The 14,788-nt window shown below is 66.0% G+C and carries 18 protein-coding genes; 11 read left to right on the forward strand and 7 right to left on the reverse strand.

Annotation, left to right across the window (positions count from 1 at the left end; translation table 11 throughout):
- Positions 1-74 precede the first annotated feature (74 nt).
- The 3 genes from G391_RS13505 to G391_RS0101530 are packed head-to-tail and all read left to right on the forward strand — an operon-like array spanning position 75 to position 3,012.
- A complete protein-coding gene (locus tag G391_RS13505; protein WP_169719084.1) occupies positions 75-1,235 on the forward strand; it encodes a helix-turn-helix domain-containing protein in 1,161 nt (386 codons plus the stop codon).
- Between the two features lie 32 nt (positions 1,236-1,267).
- Positions 1,268-2,413, forward strand: a complete 1,146-nt coding sequence (gene ispG, locus G391_RS0101525) for a flavodoxin-dependent (E)-4-hydroxy-3-methylbut-2-enyl-diphosphate synthase (protein ID WP_029085945.1) — start codon at positions 1,268-1,270, stop codon at positions 2,411-2,413.
- Positions 2,410-3,012 carry a glutathione S-transferase N-terminal domain-containing protein gene (locus G391_RS0101530; protein WP_245572014.1) on the forward strand — a complete coding sequence of 201 codons (603 nt, stop codon included), beginning with the start codon at positions 2,410-2,412 and terminating at the stop codon, positions 3,010-3,012. Before ispG ends, G391_RS0101530 begins: the two co-directional genes overlap by 4 nt.
- Before the next feature lie 6 nt (positions 3,013-3,018).
- Here G391_RS0101530 and G391_RS0101535 read toward each other — a convergent pair whose 3' ends face one another.
- Positions 3,019-3,795: a sulfite exporter TauE/SafE family protein gene (locus tag G391_RS0101535; protein ID WP_029085947.1), complete on the reverse strand. Its 777-nt coding sequence runs from the start codon at positions 3,793-3,795 to the stop codon at positions 3,019-3,021.
- A gap of 174 nt (positions 3,796-3,969) precedes the next feature.
- Here G391_RS0101535 and prfA point away from each other — a divergent pair, with 174 nt between their 5' ends.
- Entirely contained in the window at positions 3,970-5,037 is a 1,068-nt protein-coding gene (prfA, locus tag G391_RS0101540) for a peptide chain release factor 1 (protein ID WP_029085948.1), read from the forward strand.
- On the opposite strand, the gene G391_RS0101545 is transcribed toward prfA, so the two are convergent.
- The gene (locus tag G391_RS0101545; RefSeq protein ID WP_029085949.1) at positions 5,034-6,038 is read right to left on the reverse strand and encodes an SDR family oxidoreductase; all 1,005 of its coding nucleotides are present in this window, start codon (positions 6,036-6,038) and stop codon (positions 5,034-5,036) included. The genes prfA and G391_RS0101545 overlap by 4 nt on opposite strands.
- A gap of 83 nt (positions 6,039-6,121) precedes the next feature.
- On the opposite strand from G391_RS0101545, the gene G391_RS0101550 reads away from it, so the two are divergent.
- Positions 6,122-6,703, forward strand: coding sequence for a TetR/AcrR family transcriptional regulator (locus G391_RS0101550; protein WP_029085950.1), 582 nt, complete (start codon positions 6,122-6,124; stop codon positions 6,701-6,703).
- On the opposite strand, the gene G391_RS0101555 is transcribed toward G391_RS0101550, so the two are convergent.
- Positions 6,700-7,917, reverse strand: a complete 1,218-nt coding sequence (locus G391_RS0101555) for a YihY/virulence factor BrkB family protein (RefSeq protein ID WP_156893818.1) — start codon at positions 7,915-7,917, stop codon at positions 6,700-6,702. The two genes, G391_RS0101550 and G391_RS0101555, sit on opposite strands and share 4 nt — an antisense overlap.
- 66 nt (positions 7,918-7,983) lie before the next feature.
- Between G391_RS0101555 and prmC the strand changes: the two genes are divergently transcribed.
- From prmC to G391_RS0101585, 6 genes are all read left to right on the forward strand, one after another.
- A complete protein-coding gene (gene prmC / locus G391_RS0101560; protein WP_029085952.1) occupies positions 7,984-8,835 on the forward strand; it encodes a peptide chain release factor N(5)-glutamine methyltransferase in 852 nt (283 codons plus the stop codon).
- Positions 8,836-9,060: 225 nt separating this feature from the next.
- The gene (locus tag G391_RS0101565; RefSeq protein WP_029085953.1) at positions 9,061-9,810 is read left to right on the forward strand and encodes a DUF4167 domain-containing protein; all 750 of its coding nucleotides are present in this window, start codon (positions 9,061-9,063) and stop codon (positions 9,808-9,810) included.
- A gap of 26 nt (positions 9,811-9,836) precedes the next feature.
- Positions 9,837-10,556 (forward strand): heme ABC transporter permease, encoded by a 720-nt coding sequence (locus G391_RS0101570; RefSeq protein WP_029085954.1) that lies wholly within the window; start codon positions 9,837-9,839, stop codon positions 10,554-10,556.
- A gap of 1 nt (position 10,557) precedes the next feature.
- Positions 10,558-10,707, forward strand: a complete 150-nt coding sequence (gene ccmD, locus G391_RS0101575; RefSeq protein ID WP_029085955.1) for a heme exporter protein CcmD — start codon at positions 10,558-10,560, stop codon at positions 10,705-10,707.
- A complete protein-coding gene (locus G391_RS15010; protein WP_051257043.1) occupies positions 10,704-11,240 on the forward strand; it encodes a redoxin family protein in 537 nt (178 codons plus the stop codon). The genes ccmD and G391_RS15010 overlap by 4 nt, the downstream gene beginning before the upstream one ends.
- A gap of 34 nt (positions 11,241-11,274) precedes the next feature.
- Positions 11,275-11,547 carry a hypothetical protein gene (locus G391_RS0101585; RefSeq protein ID WP_029085956.1) on the forward strand — a complete coding sequence of 91 codons (273 nt, stop codon included), beginning with the start codon at positions 11,275-11,277 and terminating at the stop codon, positions 11,545-11,547.
- Here the strand turns inward: G391_RS0101585 and G391_RS13515 are convergent.
- The 4 genes from G391_RS13515 to G391_RS0101605 all read right to left on the reverse strand — a co-directional run bounded on the left by G391_RS13515 (position 11,544) and on the right by G391_RS0101605 (position 14,759).
- Positions 11,544-12,029 (reverse strand): MarR family winged helix-turn-helix transcriptional regulator, encoded by a 486-nt coding sequence (locus tag G391_RS13515; protein WP_051257044.1) that lies wholly within the window; start codon positions 12,027-12,029, stop codon positions 11,544-11,546. The two genes, G391_RS0101585 and G391_RS13515, sit on opposite strands and share 4 nt — an antisense overlap.
- Before the next feature lie 92 nt (positions 12,030-12,121).
- Positions 12,122-12,811 (reverse strand): inner membrane-spanning protein YciB, encoded by a 690-nt coding sequence (locus G391_RS0101595; RefSeq protein WP_029085957.1) that lies wholly within the window; start codon positions 12,809-12,811, stop codon positions 12,122-12,124.
- Positions 12,808-13,761, reverse strand: coding sequence for a signal recognition particle-docking protein FtsY (ftsY, locus tag G391_RS0101600; protein ID WP_035303466.1), 954 nt, complete (start codon positions 13,759-13,761; stop codon positions 12,808-12,810). Before ftsY ends, G391_RS0101595 begins: the two co-directional genes overlap by 4 nt.
- Positions 13,762-13,763: 2 nt before the next feature.
- A complete protein-coding gene (locus G391_RS0101605) occupies positions 13,764-14,759 on the reverse strand; it encodes an adenosine kinase (protein ID WP_029085959.1) in 996 nt (331 codons plus the stop codon).
- Between the last annotated feature and the right edge of the window lie 29 nt (positions 14,760-14,788).

Consider the following 14,788-nt stretch of genomic DNA (forward strand, 5'->3'; position numbering starts at 1 on the left):
ACCCGTTCGGGGAGCCTTTTCTTCAAAAGGCGGATCTGACGCCCCCAGGGGTCGCAGATCGGAGTGAGTTGGGCGTGAGTGAGGACGTACCGTCAGTAGACGAGGATACCGACAACGGATCCTACCAGACCGCAGCAGTTCGGCGGTCGACGCCTTCGGTTACGCTGGAAACCGCTGAGACGCTCGGCGATGCCTTCAAGGCAGCGCGCGTGGCGTCGGGACGCTCCCTGTCCCAGCTCTCGGAATCGACTCGGGTGCCCGTGCGCTATCTTGAGGCGCTGGAAGAGGGGCGTCGCGCCGACCTGCCGTCACGCCCCTTCGCCCTGGGCCACGCGCGGTCCTATGCACAAGCCCTGGGACTCGATGAAACCGCCGTCACGGAGCGTCTGCGCCGCGAGTACGACCTTCCCAACCAGAAGCTGGAGGCCCCGGTCGGGTTGGCCTTTGACGAGCCCCGTGGCCGGTCACCGGTCTGGGCCATCTCAGGCGTGGTGCTGGTTCTGGCCGTGGTCGGCTGGAACGTCCTTCAGCGCGTCAATCTGATTGATGTCCCGCAGACGGCCGAGCTTGCGGCGATTCCTGAAAGCTGGCGCGTCGGTTCCACCTTCGACGAGATCGAACTGGATGCCCCGCACCCCGCCCCGCCGGATCAGACCACGCCAGTCCTCTATGTGACACCAGGTCTGGAAGAGGTTCTGGCTCCCGCTCTGGAAGGCGCACAAGCCGCCGCCGCCGCCCCCGATATGGGTGGGCCGGTCGGAGCTGCCTTCAATCCGCGCGGAGCCGTGTATGGCGCGGCCGCCGGCAATTCTGGCGTCATCCTCCAGGCACGCCGGGCGTCGACCATCGTGGTCCGAGCCGCAGACGGCGTGGTTCATTTTGCCCGCCAGCTCGCGGCGGGGGAGGCCTATCGCGCGCCCAGGACCCAAGGCTTGGTCGTCGATGTATCTGATCCGACGGCCTTTGACCTGTTCCTCAACGGCGAGCGTGCCGGTCGTCTGGAGCAACCCCAGACCCAGCTCGCGCAACTGAATGGACGCGCCGAAAGTTTGGCCCGCCAAGCCGCTGCTGAAGCCGAGACCCGCAATCGTGAGGCTCAGCGCGCGGCCGAAGCCCGCCTGCGTCATGCCGAGGCTGCAGCCGCCGCCCGCGCATCAGAATCCACGTCGGAGCCGGTCGTGGTCGAGACAGCCGACACGGACTCCCCCCTGCCATTGGCGACGCCTGCCCAATAGCGTCCGGCGCATGAAGCGCCTATTCTAGGTCCATGGCCTCCCCCACCGACCTCGAACACGTTCGACCCTGGCGCCACATCGAGCGCCGCAACAGCCGCCAGATCATGGTGGGTTCGGTGCCGGTCGGCGGTGGCGCACCGATCTCTGTGCAGTCGATGACCAATACGCCGACGGCGGACGCCGCCGCGACGATCGACCAGATCCGTCAACTGGAAGAAGCCGGTGCCGACATCGTCCGCGTCTCCTGCCCGGACGAGCCCTCGACCGCTGCCTTCAAGACTATCGCGCGTGAATCGAACGTCCCGCTGGTGGCCGACATCCACTTCCACTACCGCCGGGGCATCGAGGCCGCCGAGGCGGGTGCCGCATGCCTGCGGATCAATCCAGGCAACATCGGCTCAATGGATCGGGTCAAGGAGGTCGTCCAGGCCGCCCGCGATCACGGTTGCTCCATGCGCATCGGCGTCAATGCCGGGTCGCTCGAAAAGCACCTACTGGAAAAATACGGCGAGCCCTGCCCCGAGGCCATGGTCGAGAGCGCACTCGATCACGCTCGCATCTTGCAGGACCTCGACTTCCACGAGTTCAAAATCTCGGTGAAGGCATCGGACCCCTTCCTGACGGTTGCGGCCTATCAGCAACTGGCCGAAGCGATCGATTGCCCGCTGCACATCGGCGTGACCGAGGCGGGGCCGCTACGAACCGGCACGATCAAGTCGGCCATCGGGCTGGGCAACCTGTTGTGGTCGGGCATTGGCGACACCATCCGCGTCAGCTTGGCCGCCGATCCAGTGGAGGAAATCCACGTCGGCTTCGACATTCTGAAGTCGCTGGGACTGCGTCATCGCGGCGTCAACATCATCGCCTGTCCGTCATGCGCGCGACAGGGCTTCAACGTCATCGAGACGGTGGCCGAGCTGGAGAAACGTCTGGCCCACATCTCCACACCCATGAGCCTGTCGATCATCGGCTGTGTTGTGAACGGGCCGGGCGAGGCCCTGTTCACCGATGTCGGCTTCACCGGCGGCGGCAAGGGCGCCGGTATGGTCTATATGGCCGGCAAGCCCAACCACAAACAGGACAACGCCGGCATGGTCGACCACATCGTCAGCCTGGTCGAACAACGCGCGGCCCAGCTCGACGCCGAGCGCGAAGCCGCCAAGGCGGCGGCGGAATGAGCATGAAACTCTACATCACCGACCCCTCGCCCTACGCCCGCAAGTGCCGCATCGTGCTCCGGGAGCGGGGTCTTGCCGACCGATGCGAAGAGCTGCGCGTCGATCCCTATGCGTCTGACCCGACACTCGTAGCGGCCAATCCAGTGGCCCAGGTGCCCGCCCTGGTGACGGAGGACGGTACGGTCTTCACCGACAGCCCGCTGATCTGTGCCTGGCTGGACGCCCATGGGGTATCAGGCGATGCGCTGATCCCGCCCGGGGATGCTCAGTGGCCGGTCCGCCGGCTTGAAACCCTGGCCGACGCCGGGCTGGAAATGGGCGTGAAATGGGTGCTGGAGAAGCGCCGTCCCGAGGCCGAACGCTCACCCACCTGGATTGCGCGCTGGCAGGCGGGCCTGATCCGAACGCTCGATGCCCTCGAAGCCATGGACATGGACACCGCCCGGCCCGACCTCGGCATCATCAGCGCCGGCGTCCTGGTAACCTGGCTGGACTTCCGCCACCCGGAGGTTGACTGGAGGTCGGGGCGACCACGCCTTGTCGCGCTACAAACGGCCCTCGAAACTCGCACGAGTTTCGTCGAGACATCTCCGCGCTAGGATCCCCTACAACCACCCCACCAGCCGCGCCGTCTGATAGGCGGCCACTAGCGTCACCAGAATGCCGACCGCAAAGGTCAGCACCCTGACAGGCGCAATGCGCACGACATATCCGGCCAAAGGCGCCGCCAGGAGGCCACCCAGGATCAACCCGCCGATCGCCATGGCGTGGTCGGCCAGGCCGTCCGTCGTTTCCCAATGCCCCGTCAGAAGCGCCGCCAGAAACGTCGCCGAGATGGCCGAGGTGACGAAGAACTCCGCCGCATTGGTTGTGCCGATGGATTTGCGCGGCTCGCTCCCGGCACCGACCATGGTCGTCGTGACCGTAGGTCCCCAGCCCCCGCCTCCGACCGCATCGAAGAAACCGCCGACCAGGCCGAGCGGCGGCGTGTATTTGACTGGAAATTTCCGGGGCCGGACACCGCGCACCGCCCGCCACAGGATCATCAGCCCCATGAAGCCGAGATAGGCGGTGATCCACGGCTTGATGATGTTTCCATCGATCGACGTCAGCAGGAAGGCACCTGCGATGCCGCCAGCCACGCCGCCCAGCGCCAGGGGCCCGAAGAGCCGCCAGTCGACGTTCTTGTTGACGGCGTGCGACCCGGCAGAGGCCGCTGTTGTAAAGACTTCGGCTGCATGGACGCTCGCCGAGGCCGTGGCCGGCGGCACCCCGAATGACAGAAGTACGGTCGATGAGATGACCCCATAAGCCATTCCCAGCGACCCATCGACGATCTGCGCCAGGAAGCCGACGGCGAGAAACAGCAGGAACTCTTCCATTCGGGATCCTCACGCTCGCGTCGTGGGCGTTCATTGTCGAGGCTAGACGCGTCTAGCCTCGGTCCGATAGCGCCTGACGAGAATGTTATCAGCCCACCCATCACGCCGGCGTGGATCGACAGATTGGGGCGGGTTCGAGTAGGAACCGGGCCTCCGAACGAAAGGTGCCCTTCCTTGCAACTGCCCCAGGCCCGTCTCGACCAGGTGCTCGACCGCTTCCAGGAGGTCGAGGCCCGCATGGGCGCTGCCACCGACGGTCAGGAAATCGTGCGCCTGTCCAAGGAGCACGCCGAGATCAAGCCGGTCGCCGATGCGGTGCTGGCCTTGCAGAAGGCTCGCCAGGAAGCGAACGACCTCGAGGCCCTGGCCGCCGATCCCGAGATGGCCGCCATGGCCGCCGACGAGCTGGAGATGCTGAACGATCGCCTGCCCGAACTGGAACGCGAAGTCGCCCTGCTGCTGGCACCGCGCGACGCCGATGAAAATGCCTCGGCCATTCTCGAGGTCCGCGCCGGCACCGGCGGCGATGAGGCCGCGCTGTTCGCCGGCGACCTGTTCCGCATGTATCAACGCTACGCCCAGGGGCGCGGGTGGCGGGTCGAGATCGACAGCGTCTCCGAAGGCGAGGTCGGCGGCTATAAGGAGATCGTCGCCACCATCACCGGCGATGGCGTCTTCGGGCGACTGAAATTCGAGAGCGGCGTCCACCGCGTGCAACGCGTGCCGGAAACTGAGGCCGGTGGGCGCATCCATACCTCAGCCGCCACGGTCGCGGTCCTGCCCGAGGTCGAGGATGTCGAGATCGACATCCAGGACAAGGACATCCGCATTGACACCTACCGGTCGTCCGGTGCCGGCGGCCAGCACGTCAACAAGACCGATTCCGCCGTGCGCATCACCCACCTGCCGACTGGCATCGTCGCGACCAGTTCCGAGAAGAGCCAGCACGTCAACCGCGACAAGGCGATGAAGAACCTCAAGGCCCGTCTCTATGACCTGCAACGCCAGGAGAAGGACAAGGCCCGCGCCGACGCCAGAAAGAGTCAAGTCGGCTCCGGCGACCGCTCAGAGCGCATCCGCACCTACAACTTCCCGCAAGGCCGCGTGACCGACCACCGTATCGGCCTGACGCTACATTCCCTGCCGCAGATCCTCGAGGGGGACCTCGACCCGGTGCTGAACGCCCTCATCGCCGAGGACCAGGCCGAACGCCTGGCCAGCCTCGAGGCGGAGTTCGGCTAGGCCGACAGGCTCTCAGCGCATTCCACAATCGTCGCCGCCCCCGGACGCGGACGCCAGCCAGTCATGGCTTGCGCCTTGGCTGACGAGAAGCTGATCTGCCGACCGATCATCGGCACCAGCGGCTTCATCAGGGGGACGAACCGCGCCATCAGCCGCACCAGCCAACCCGGCATATTGCGCTTGGGCACCTTGGCGGCCCGCTCACCCAACCGACGCCGAAGGATTGCCGCCACATCGCCCATCCACATCCGCTCACCGGCCGCGATCAGGCGCTGACCGGCAGCGTCCGGCATGGTCATGGCGCGGATGTGCAGTTCGGCGACGTCGCGCACGTCCACGACGTTGAAACCGACGCGCGGCGTCATCGGCGGATGACCATTCAGCAAACCCTCGATCAGGGCCACCGAGCTCATCGCCTCGCGGGACAGGATCGGGCCGAAGACGGCGGCGGGCAGCACTGTGGTCATCCGCGCCGGATCGTCGTTCTCAGCCATCCAGTCCCAGGCCGCTCGCTCCGCCACGGCCTTGGACCGGCGATAGTTGTCCAGGTTCGGATCGTTCGGGTCGGTCCAGGTCGTCTCGTCCACATCGACCGCGCCGGTCGTATCGCGCGGGGTCGCCGCCCCGCAAGACGAGGTCACCACCACCCGTTTCACATTGGCCCCCTTTGCCGCCTTCAACACCCGGATCGTCCCGTCCCGGGCGGGGCGGACCAGGGCCTCCAGGTCCTGGGTGTCGCGCCCCAGCGGTGAGGCGACGTGCAGGACATAGTCACAGCCCTGGGTCGCCTCGTCCCAGCCGGCGTCCTGAGTCAGGTCAGCGATGGCGAAGCTCAGACGCGACAGGTCGGCCCCGGTCCTGCCAACCGTCTGGCGGACGATGTCGGCCTTGTCGTCAGACCGCACTGTGGCCCGCACGGCGTAGCCCTGGTCCAAGAGTTGAGCGATGCACCAGCCGGCGATGAAGCCCGAACCTCCGGTGACGAGAACGGTCTGTGTCATGGCGAATTCGTCTCGGGCGACAGCCCTATGTATACATATGTAGACTCTCTTGACCCGTTTGTCTACAATTGTAGAATAAGAATATGCTGACACCCGCTCCGACGCGATCCAGAGATGCAACCGCGACGCGGTCCGCCATTCTCGCCTCCGCCCGCGAGGCTTTTGCCCGCTCTGGATACGATGGTGCAGGTGTGCGCGAGATTGCTGGCGGCGCGGGCGTCACCGCCATGATGGTCAACCGCTATTTCGGCTCCAAGGAGGCCCTCTATGCCGAGGTGCTGGATCAGATTTTCGGCGGCCCGCGCATCCTGACTGAAGCGCTGATCCACGCACCCGACGCCGCCCGCATTCTGGCCGAGGCGGTCGTCGACATGACCGCCGCCGGTGCGCCTCAGCTGGACGGCTTTGTCATCCCGCTGCGCTCGGCCTCCAACCCACGCGCGCTGGAGATCGCCCGGGACCGGATCGAGGCCAATCACCAGGCTGACGTTGCGGGTGCCTTGACGGGCCCTGGGGCGAGAGAGCGCGCCGGCCTGATCCTGGCCGTGGTCGCCGGTCTGCAGTCCATGCGCCAGACCGTCGAGATTTCATCGCTGGTCGACGCCGACCGGGACGAACTCATCCGTCAGCTAGCCGGCATCTTTTCGGGCCTGATCGCCGGTTAGCTGCGCTCGGCCTCCCGCCGGGATCGACGCCGCAACAACCGATCCGACAGCAACTCGGCATAGCGCAGCGTATAGGCCAGCGCCGCCGGATTGCCGCGGCGCGCGCCGAGCGTGTCGGCCACCACCGCGCCCCGCTCCCCGAGCGCGCGCGGCGCGCCGGTCGTCGTATCAACCGCTGTCTGGTGTTCGATCTCGGCGTTCAGCTCTGCCCCCATGATGACGATCTGGACCGTCAGCCAGGTCCACAGGAGGAAACCCATCATCGCGGCCAGCGGACCATAGGACGCCGTGCGCACAAAGGTCTGAACATACCAGGAGAAGCCGAACGACAGGCCCAGGCTGAGCAGACCGGCAAACACCGCACCGGGCACAACCCATCGCCAGCGCGCGCGCGCGCGGCTGGGGCCGATCCGATAGGCCAGCGCCAGGGCGGCGACATAGATCACTAGAAGGATCGGCCAGCGCAGAGGCGTCAGATGGTTCCATTCCTCCGCCAGGCCGAACACACCCAGGACGAGCGGCACCCCGACAACGAGCGCCGCACTCAGTTGCACCGCCATAAACCCCGAGAGGGTGAAGGCCATGCAGATCAGATTGAACCGGACCGGATGCCGACGCTCAACCTCGTGGTAGGCGACGTTCAGGCTGAAAAACAACATCTTGACCGCACTGTTCGCGGTCCAGAGCGACAGGAGCAGCGTCCAGACGAGGGTAAAGGTCAGCTCGGTGTTCGAATTCTCGGCCAGCCGCTGCATTTCCTCAGCGAGGAAACCGGCGACCCCTGGCGGCAGCACTGAATAGAGCAACTCAAGCCGCCCGGCGGCCTGCGCCGGATCGGCAAACAGCCCATAGACGGAAACCAGAGCCCCCAGGGTTGGGAACAGGGACAGGGCCACGAAGAAGGTCACGCCGCCGGACAGAAACCCGACCCGGTCCCCGAAATAGGACGCACCCAGCCGCCACAGAATATCGGTCCAGCCTTTTCGGGGAATATGCTCGGGTCGATCCGCTGCCCGCCCGCGGCCCGGCTCCTCGGCATCAAAATCTTCCGGCGTCTTGGGCGGGGGTGGAGGGGCCAATGCCTCGCGGGCAATACGACGGGAGCGTCGCCCCGCCATGTGTGAGGCCGCAGCGCCGGCCGCCAGGCCCGCAAGGGCGGTCCCTGCCAGGGCCCAGAGCCCGCCGATGCCGCCGTTGTTGTCCGCCTTGGCCATGCTGCCTCGTAACGAGCCGCCGGGACGATGGTTGCCAGACAGCCTCTGAACCGCCATTTGGCGCGCATGACCTCGCTTGTGAAGACTTGGAAGGCCGCGCAGACGCGGCTGAAGGACGCCGGCATCGACAGTCCGGCCATCGACGCCCGGCTCCTGCTGGAGGCCGCCGCCGACGTTTCACGTCTCGATATCCTCAATGACCCGTACCGCGAGCTGACGCCCGAACAGCTGGATCGGTACGATGCCTGGCTTGCGCGACGCCTGGCGCGTGAGCCCGTCGCCCGCATTCTCGGTCGCAAGGCCTTCTGGAAGATCCTGCTCAATGTGACGCCGGATGTGCTGGTGCCACGCCCGGACACCGAGACGGTTGTGGAAACCGCCCTGTCCGCGTTTCCAGAGGGCACCAGCTTCAACATGGTCGACATGGGTGTCGGCTCGGGGGCCATTCTCCTGTCGATCATGGCGGAGCGACCGGGGGCCAGGGGCCTGGGCACGGACATCTCGGAAGACGCCATTGCCGTCGCGCGCGACAACGCGGCGAGCCTGGGCCTGGCGGATCGCGCGGCCTTCCTGCGGACCGGCTGGGCCGATGGCCTGGCCGATGCCAGCTTTGATCTGGTGACGTCCAACCCGCCCTATATTCGCTCCGCCGAGATTGCCGAACTGGACGAAGAGGTCCGCGCTCACGATCCGCATCTGGCGTTGGATGGCGGTGCCGACGGCCTGGATGCCTACCGCGCCCTGGTGCCCGAAACCCTTCGCATCCTGAAGCCCCTGGGCGTTTTCGTCGTCGAGACCGGCTGGGATCAGGCCGAACAGGTCAAGGCGTTGTTCGCGCAAGCCGGTTTCGAGAACCTGCGGATCGTTCAGGATCTCGGCGCGCGAGATCGTGTGGTGACCGGAACTCGTCCGGCCTGACGAAAAGCCCTTGGATGGGCGCTTGAAAGCGGCTAAAGAACCCCCGTTCCCCCCTGAGACAACGCCCGCGACCGACGTGGTCGGTGGCGATCAACGGGGCCACCTATTCGGTGGCCGGGATTTCAAGAACCATGGTCGGCGCTATCGGGAGACGGGCTCCCGAACGCTCCACGGACAAGCCTCAAGGCCAACGCCGCACGCGGGCCCAAGGATACGGTATCGAAGATGAGAGACTTCAAGGGCATGAAACGCCAGCGCAACCGCAACCGGCGGTCGGGCGGCGGAGGCCAGGGCGGTCAGAACAACAACCCCAATCGGTCGCTCGATTCGACAGGCCCCGAGGGCATCAAGGTCCGCGGCAATGCCCAGACCGTCTATGAGCGGTATCAGCAGCTGGCGCGCGATGCGACGTCGTCGGGTGACCGGATTCTGGCGGAAAACTACCTCCAGCACGCCGAGCACTATTTCCGCCTTCTGCGCATCATGCAGCCCAATCGCCCCGTGGCCGAGATCGCCGCGCGCGACGGTCTGAATCAGGGCTTCGACATCGATTTCGAAGACGAGTCCGGCACCCAGTTCGCCCAGGTCCAGCCGCAACTCGAAGCCCGCGAAGACGGCCAGGCTCAGCCGGCAAACGGTGACGGCGATACCGCCGCCCAGGACGAGCGACGCGCCGAAGGCGACAGTCAGCAAAGCCGCCGTGAATCCCGCCGCGAACGCTATGAGCGCCGCCGCCAGGAGCGCAAGACGGACGATCAGGCCGAAGGCGCATCTGACGCCGACGCCGGCGCGTCGGACCCGCTGGCAGTCATCGAGCCCAAGGCCGACGAGGCCGGCGACGACAACCACATGCCGAGCTTCCTGACCCGCCCGACGCCGGTCACCGCTGCGGACGAAGGGGCCCTTGAGGCCCCCGCTCGCAAGCCACGCACGCGCCGTCCCCGCGCGACGGAAACCACCGACGGCGAAGCCTGATCGGGCTGAGCTGAGGAGCACCAATCGTGTGGGGCCTGGCCAATCCTGATCGCTTCATGCGCCTGACCCGAGGCTGGGGTGCAGGTCTGGGCCTTCTGGCGGCCTTGCTGATCGGTGCCGGTTTGTGGATGGGGTTCACCGCTCCTGAGGACTACCAGCAGGGCGACACCGTCCGCATCATGTTCATCCATGTGCCGGCCGCCTGGGTCTCGCTGGCGGCCTATGTCGCCCTGGGGGCCGCCAGTTTTGCGGCCCTGGTCTGGCGTCATCCGCTGGCCGATGCCGCGGCCAAGGTCTGTGCGCCGATCGGGGCGGTGTTTACCGTCCTGGCCCTGGCGACAGGCTCCCTCTGGGGCAAGCCGATGTGGGGCACCTGGTGGGTTTGGGATGCACGCCTGACGTCTGTGGTTGTGCTGCTGCTCTTCTATCTGGGCGTCATGGCCCTGAGAGCTTCCATCGATGACGAGGGCCGCGCAGGTCGCGCCGCCGCCGTGCTGGCGCTGGTGGGCCTGGTCAATCTGCCGATCATCAAGTTCTCGGTCGACTGGTGGTCGACGCTGCACCAGCCGGCGTCGGTATTCCGGGGTGACGGTCCGACCATGACGGCCGACTACCTCTGGCCGCTGGGCCTGATGGGCCTAGGCTATTCGCTGTTGTTCGCGGCCCTGTGGATTCTGGCCATCCGAACCGAGGTTCGTCAGCGCCGGATCACGGCCCTGATGCTGCGACAGGCTCGGGGAGGCTAGGATGCTCGATCTGGACATGAGCCCCTATGGTCCCTTCGTCTGGGGGGCCTATGCGCTGAGCGCGATCGCCCTGATCGGCCTGAGCGCCGTTATCGTGCAGCGGGCACGGTCCGTTGCGGCCCGACTGGCAAGGTTGGAAGCCGATACGTGACACTTCGAACCTCGCTGATCATCCTCGGTGGCCTGTTTGTCGCTGCGCTGGCCTACAAGGCCTGGAACGATCGGCAATTGTCGCCCGAACCTCCACAGATCGAAGCTGGCCAGCGCCTTTCGAATGATGTGCAGGTGGTCCCCCTGGCGGGCGGTGATCCCCGCCCCCTGTCTGACGAGGTCATCGGCCCGACCGTCATCAACTTCTTCGCCAGCTGGTGCGCGCCCTGCCGGGCGGAGAATGCGGTACTGCTTCAGCTCCAGAGGGAGGGGGTCAGGATTGTCGGCGTGGCGGTGCGCGATCAACCGCCGGCGACCCAGGCCTTTTTGAGCGAACTCGGGGATCCCTTTTTCCGAACCATGACCGACGCCTCAGGCGAAGCCATGACCGCCCTCGGCCTTGGAGCAGACTTGCCACAAACCCTGGTGATCTCGCAGGATGGGGAGATCCTGTACCGCCACGCCGGGCCACTGGTCGGGACCGACGGTGACGCCGCCGTCGCTGAAATTCGCGATCTGGCCGGGCCGCGTTAACCCTTTTTAGCCAGACCCTGTTAACCATCGGCGCATGACCACGCCGATCCGCCCCGGCCCCATGACGGCCCCACCTGCACCGACGTCGCGTAGCCCGCAGGCCCTGGCGGCCCAGCGCGCCTTCTTCCAGGCCGCGATGGATCGTGCGTCTGGGGCCACGACGCCTTCAGCCCCGGTCAAGCCCCAGGCGGCAATGGCGACCCCCCCCTCCACGCCGACCGCCCGTGCGCAAACGGCTGCCGCGTCGCCGATCGAGAGCCCTGAGCCCGTGTCGCGCCCGGGGCGTTATCTCGATATCCGCGTCTAGACGTTCTTGCGCGGCTTGGCCTTGGCCGCCGGCGCATCCGCGACCTTGTTCAAGAGCTTCACAAACGCCTCGCGCTTGGGCTTGGACAACAGGGCCAGAATGCGCTTGTCCGCCGCGCGCACCCGCGGACGTGCCGCCTCCAGGGCGGCCTGGCCGGTCGGGGTCAGGCGAATCGTCTTGGCGCGTCCATCGCGGTCTGAACGCGACCGTTCCAGCATACCTTTGTCGATCAACCGCGCCGCCAGGTCGGCCAGGGTGGATCGGTCGATACCGGTCAGATTGACCAGGTCGGTTTGCGACGGCTGGTCCGTCGATGCAACCGCCGCCAACAGGGCATATTGGCGCTGCGTCAGCAGGTCCGCGCCCATCTCCTCGGCATAGATGCCGGCCGCGCGCTGAAGAACCCGATGCAACAGATGGCTCGGCGATTCCGTCAGATCGAACGGGGCCTTGCCGTCCTTCTTGTTCTCCGACTTGGCCATGCCAGACGCTCCGTTCCCTGCCTATCGCCGAAGGTGTGCCACGGACGTTGGACTTCCCGACGACAGGTCGATGTCAGCTGCGTGACGGACGCCTAGCTGTTGGTGGAGGCGGGCTCGTCATCCGTCGGCTCTCCGACCCCATCCGTCGCCAGATTACGGAAGATCAAAGGAAGATTGGCAAGCCCGAAGATCGACGACGCAATCCACAGCACGCCTCGGAAGCTCACCCAGACATCGGCTGGATCGATGTGGCCCATGCCGAGCTGCTGCACCGACCAGCCGACCAGCGCCTCGGAGCGAACCAGCTCATTGACCACCGCCACACACGCGAAAAAGATGCCGTAGCGGATCGTCAGAATGTTCCAGGCCCGATCCGCGATCGGAATGAAATCTCCTAGCAGCGCCTTGAGGGGCTGTTTGCCCATCATCCGCCCACCGATCAGTGCGACGGCCAGGCTGGCATTGAGAATGGTGACCTTGAGCTTCACCCACAGATCATCCTGGGTCACCAGGGTCAGCACCCCGAAGACCAGGGCAAATCCCCCGACGAGCAACGGCAATAGAGCCAGCCGCTTCTCAACCAGAAGCCCCATCACAACCCCGACGGCCGATCCGGCTACGAGAGCCCAGGTCGCATTGACCAGCGCCTCATTGCCCTCCAGCCCGCGCAGGCGGAAAAACAGGAAGGTCAGGGCAAAGGCCAGCAATCCACCAAAGTCGACCCAATGTCTGATCGAGCTCCCCTTGCGCTCCGGTAGGACGGGAGGCGTCTCTTCGCTCATGCAGCCGGCTCCTCTTTCAGACCGACCAGAGAACGAGCGAAAGCCCGCGCGTCGAACGGCTGCAGGTCATCAATACCTTCGCCCACGCCGATCAGCTTGATCGGGGCGTCTGACGCCTGGGCCACCGGAACCAGCACCCCGCCGCGCGCGGTGCCGTCCAGTTTCGTCATCACGATGCCGGAGACATAGGCCGTGCGCCCGAAAATCTTTTCCTGCTCCAGAGCGTTTCGGCCCACGGTGGCATCCAGCACCAGCAGGGTTTCGTGCGGGGCGTCGGGGTCGACCTTTTTCAGCACCCGCACGACCTTCAGCAGTTCGTCCATCAGGGCCTGTTTGTTCTGAAGCCGCCCGGCGGTGTCGATCAGCACCACATCAAACCCTTCCGCCTTCGCCTTGGTGTAGGCGTCGAAGGCCAGACCGGCGGCATCCGCGCCCTGACGACGGCTTTCGAAATAGGCTCCGGCGCGTTCGGACCAGACCTTGAGCTGTTCGACCGCCGCCGCGCGATAGGTGTCACCGGCGACGACCATCACTTTCGCCCCCTCGCGGGTCAGGCTGGCGGCAATCTTGCCCAGCGTCGTCGTCTTGCCCGAGCCGTTGACGCCGACAAAGAGCACCACGTACGGCTTGGGCCCCGACAGCGGATCAAAGGTGTCCTGGCGTGGCAAGAGTTCCGCCGCGACCGCCTCGGCCAGAGCCGTGCGCACCTCGGTTTCGTCAGACGCCTTGCCGAAGCGCAGCTCGCCGAACCGCTCGGCGATCCGCGCCGCCGCCGCCGGCCCCAGGTCGGCCGCGATCAGCTCTTCTTCCAGCTCTTCGAGTTGGGCGCGGGTCAGCGGTTCTTTCGTCGCAAACACCTGGACGACCTGTTCGGTCATCTGCTTGGAGGACTTGTTCAGCCCCTCGGTGAGCTTGGAAAACCAGCCGCCGGACTTTTTGCCGCCGAACATGCTCAGATCAGTCCTTCCGCCTCAGCGAGTGCCCGCAGCGACACTTGGGGGCGCGGCCCCCAGTGCGCAATCACTTCCGCCGCCGCCACCGAGCCGAGCTTGCCACAGGTTTCAAGCGGCCAGCCGCGCGCCAGACCCAGCAGGAAGCCCGCCGCATACTGGTCACCGGCCCCTGTCGTATCCACGACCTTGCCGACCGGATACGCCGCGATTTCGATTCGCTCGTCGCCCGAGACAACGACGGAGCCCTTCTCGCTGCGGGTCACCGCCGCCGTGTCGACGATGGCGCGCAGCTCGCTCAGCGCCGCCTCAAAATCCGTCAACTGGAACAGGCTGAGTAGCTCAGCCTCATTGGCCAGGACAATGTCACATGACGTCTCGATGAAGGCGCGCAGTTCATCGCGCCAGCGGTCGACGACAAAGGTGTCGGACAGCGTGACCGCCACCCGACGACCCGCCGCATGGGCGACGTCCGCTGCACGTTCAAAGGCCGCGCGCGCGTCGGACGGGTCGAACAGATAGCCTTCCAGATAGAGGATCTCCGACGCCTCAACGACGTCGCCGTCGATATCATCCGGCGTCAGCTGATTGGCGGCCCCCAGAAAGGTCGACATCGTGCGCTGGCCGTCCTCGGTGACATTGATCAGCGACCGCCCCGTCGCCGCTCCGCCGATCAGTTCGGGCGTATCGAACACGGCACCGATCGCCCGCATATCAGTCCGATAGACTGACCCCAGGTCGTCGTTTGCAACCTTGCCGATATAGGCCGCGCGTCCCCCAAAGGAGGCGGCACCGGCGATGGTGTTTCCGGCGGACCCGCCCGAGGCCTCCATGCCCGTCGCCATGGCATCGTACAGACTGACGGCACGGGCCTCATCGATCAGCATCATGCCGCCCTTGCTGAGCCCTTCGCGAGCGAGAAAGGCGTCGTCACAGGGCGCAATCACATCAACGATAGCGTTGCCGACGGCGCAAATATCGAAACGGGTCTGGGTCATGTCGGGGCGATAGCCTGTCTTGGGGTCCG

The sequence above is a fragment of the Brevundimonas aveniformis DSM 17977 genome (assembly GCF_000428765.1).
Lineage (GTDB): Bacteria > Pseudomonadota > Alphaproteobacteria > Caulobacterales > Caulobacteraceae > Brevundimonas > Brevundimonas aveniformis.